Here is a 3,473-nt window from a genome sequence, read left to right on the forward strand (position 1 = left end):
TGGGAGGTTTGGAGGTTTGGAGGTTTGGGGGTTGGGGGTTGGGGGTTGGGGGTTGGGGGTTGGAGGTTGGGAGTTGGGGGTTGGGAGTTGGGGGTTGGGGGTTGGGAGTTGGGGGTTAGGGGTTGGGAGGTTACCGGATCCTGCCTGCCCGGCGTAGCCCTGCCTATAGCCCATATAGTTGACAAATAAAATCGGGATGGGCGAAGACGGGAGTGATCTGAGTGAAGCGAAGATTGTATCGAAGGGCCGGTCCCTTCAACACAATTGCTACGCAATCACTCCAGGTCCTTGCGTGGGAACATTGCATTCTGGTATAACGCTACTGGAGATATCTGCGCATCTAATGGTTCAACAAAAAACAGGGGTAGACACCGTGGCACCACCCCTTTTGAATTACAAACTGTTGAAATATCTATCTCAGCAAAGTCACCCCTTGGATCTGGACATCATTCCCTGAAGACAGACGTATGAAATAAATACCTGATGGATGTTTGTCACCATTCCATTTTACAGTATACATACCTGCATCCGTGGAACCATCGTAAAGGGTCTCAACAAAACGACCATTGACATCAAACACCTGTAGAGACGTTGCATGCAACGTCTCCCCCATAACTGTGAACGATACAGTTAATTCTGGATTGAATGGATTGGGATAGGCAGCATGGAGGGTCAATTCAGTGGGTTTCAGTTCCTGCTCGGCGGCCCTGACTGTCACGCTGATTTCAGAGTGTTTGGTCACATCCCCGCGATAGTCCACATCAGAAAGTTGGTAAGTATAGGTCTGTCCAACTATCACATCCTTATCCGTATAACTATAAGTATTGCGAGCAGTGGTTGAACCATGTCCCAGTAACGCATCATGGGTTGAGAATAAGGCCAACTCCTGACTACCGGATTCTGAATTCTGACTTCTGCTTAAAATAAAACCCTGATTCTCGATCTCAGATTCCGTGGTCCAGGTTAGAACCACTTGACCCTTGGTTGAAGTAGCCTGCCAAGCCGAGAGTTCCACGGGGAGAGAGCTGTCTGTTCCGGTAATTAAAAAATCCTCGATAGCACAGTCTTCTCCTTCACTACCTATGGCAGCAGTGAATCTCAAGTCTAGGCTGGATCCAGTTGAGGTTATGCTCTTTGTAAAGTTCTGCATGGCACTCCCCAACTGACTACCTTCCCCATCCCCGTTAAAATCTGTATCTTCCAAAAAATACGTATTGTATTGAGTACCATCATTTTCAAATGCAATGAGATTAACCCAACTACCATTATCAATTCTATATTCAACCAACAAATAGTCAGCATTATCAATTTTGTCTGTAGCTATAGATGCAAATTTGCCCTCAAACCCTAAAGAAGTAACCCCATCTATATTAATGCCACTCCAGGTAAGTTGAGAGGGGTTTGCACTGCCAGTCCAACCACCATCATCAATATCTTGTCCCGCAAAGAAAAAACCAGCAGTTCCAGTGTATGAGGGTCCGATATTGTGCCCAGTATCATCATCTGTCCTGATAAAATAATCACTTGAACCATCGTGACCCTCCCCACCAAGCGTAACAGAATATTTGGATCCTGCCGAAAAATCTTCAGTCCAAATAGTAGCACCTATTATCAGTTGGATGCTCATTAATAATAGAACTGTAGCCTTAAACATCATCATAACCCTCCATTTTTTTCATAGGAAATAATACACAGGTTTGAAACCTGTCTTTTAAAAAATACTTGTAGATTTGTGATTAGGGGGGTGGTTAGCGACCACTAAAAAGCAGAAATAAGATCACCTGTGGAGGGAGGAAATGCAAGGAATCTTTTTTGAGTTAAAGTGGGCTAGATAGAAGGTATTGAATTTCCAAATCAGAAAATATATTGAAATACGGATGACATAGCCAGCAACCTTAAAATTATCTTCGTGTCATTTCGACAAGTGGCCCCTGAGCTTTGGCTGTAGAAGCGTAGACCTGTCGAGGGATTCGATGCACCATTTAGATGCCTTTGTGGCAAAGAACCACGGTTAATCCTGATCGCCAAGCTTAGCCAAGAATGTAGACTCAGAAGAAGAGCGAAGTATTTGTTAATATCATATTATTATGTTTTTATGTGATTCTATTCATATATTATTATGTTTATATGATATCGGAGGTGAGTGATGATGATTCAGCGCAGTATGATTAACTCTATTCAGAAAAAGATGTTTGGCGGTAAGGCCATCATTATCCTGGGAGCAAGACAAGTGGGTAAAACAACCCTGGTTGAACAGCTACTCCTGAAGTCCAGGAAAGATGTCCTCAGCCTTAATGGAGATGATGCTGATGTTCGTTCACTGCTCAGTAATACCAATATCAATGCCCTCATCAGGATTATTGGAAATCACAAAGTCCTCTTTATTGATGAAGCTCAACGGATTCCGGATATCGGTCTCACAATAAAAATTTGTGTGGATCGATTAAATGACATCCAGGTGATTGCCACGGGGTCTTCATCTTTCGAGCTGCTGCAAACCATACAAGAACCATTAACAGGACGAGCATGGCAATGGAATATGTATCCCCTCTCATTTCAGGAACTTGTAACTCATACAAATTGTCTCACTGAGAAGCGGGAATTAGGAAATCGCTTAATTTTTGGATCATATCCCAATATCGTTAATCAACCCGATACTCAGATTGATGCACTCAAACTGATCAGCGGTACCTATTTATACCAAGATCTTGTAGGCGTTCCTGGAGTGGCCCGGCCTGAACTATTGGAGAAAATCACAAAAGCTCTGGCTTTCCAGATTGGCTCTGAGATATCCAGTACTGAACTTGCTCGACTTGTGGGAGCTGACCGACTTACTGTTGAAAAATATATTGATCTGCTTGAAAAAGCTTTCATCATCTTTCAGGTACCAGCATTAAAGAGGAACTTGCGGAATGAAATAAAAAAGGGACGCAAATTCTTCTTTTTTGACAATGGCATTCGAAACGCTGTCATTAACAACTTCTCTGAGATTGAAACGAGAACTGATGTCGGAGCATTATGGGAAAACTACTGTATGTCGGAGCGTTTAAAAATGCATGCTGCCAACGAAAACTTTGTTTCTGCATATTTCTGGAGAACAACCCAACAACAGGAAATCGACCTCATCGAGGAAGACAACCAGGCAATATTGTCAGCGTTTGAATTCAAATGGAACCCCAGAAAAAAAGGGAAATTCTCAAAAACATTTACCAATGCCTACGATTTAAAAACAAAACGAACCATCACACCTGATAATTATGATGAGTTTCTGCTGGAAAATAATTAAAGTTCTTCCCCTAAATGCGTACCTGGAGACGAGGATGTCAGGGATATAAGGGTATAGAGGCTGTGTGAGAATAAGGACAACGCTTACCCCATGCTTTAGCTTGGGGGTATGATAACCTACTATTACCTAGGGCTTTAGCCCAGTATTGTTGGGCTAAAGCCCTCCTTTTTTAAGGTTTTTATAACCC

The 3,473-nt window shown here is 42.9% G+C and carries 3 protein-coding genes; 2 read left to right on the forward strand and 1 reads right to left on the reverse strand.

Translation table 11 applies throughout. The annotated features are described in order from the left end of the window. The coding region (locus U9Q77_06015) for a hypothetical protein (protein MEA3286913.1) at nt 1-189 on the forward strand (189 nt) is incomplete at its 5' end. A gap of 223 nt (nt 190-412) precedes the next feature. On the opposite strand, the gene U9Q77_06020 is transcribed toward U9Q77_06015, so the two are convergent. Continuing rightward, nucleotides 413-1,660, reverse strand: coding sequence for a T9SS type A sorting domain-containing protein (locus U9Q77_06020; GenBank protein MEA3286914.1), 1,248 nt, complete (start codon nt 1,658-1,660; stop codon nt 413-415). Nucleotides 1,661-2,146: 486 nt separating this feature from the next. Here U9Q77_06020 and U9Q77_06025 point away from each other — a divergent pair, with 486 nt between their 5' ends. Next, nucleotides 2,147-3,286 (forward strand): ATP-binding protein, encoded by a 1,140-nt coding sequence (locus U9Q77_06025; GenBank protein ID MEA3286915.1) that lies wholly within the window; start codon nt 2,147-2,149, stop codon nt 3,284-3,286. Nucleotides 3,287-3,473 lie beyond the last annotated feature (187 nt).

This window comes from Candidatus Neomarinimicrobiota bacterium (genome assembly GCA_034716895.1).
GTDB lineage: Bacteria > Fidelibacterota > UBA8477 > UBA8477 > JABMPR01 > JABMPR01.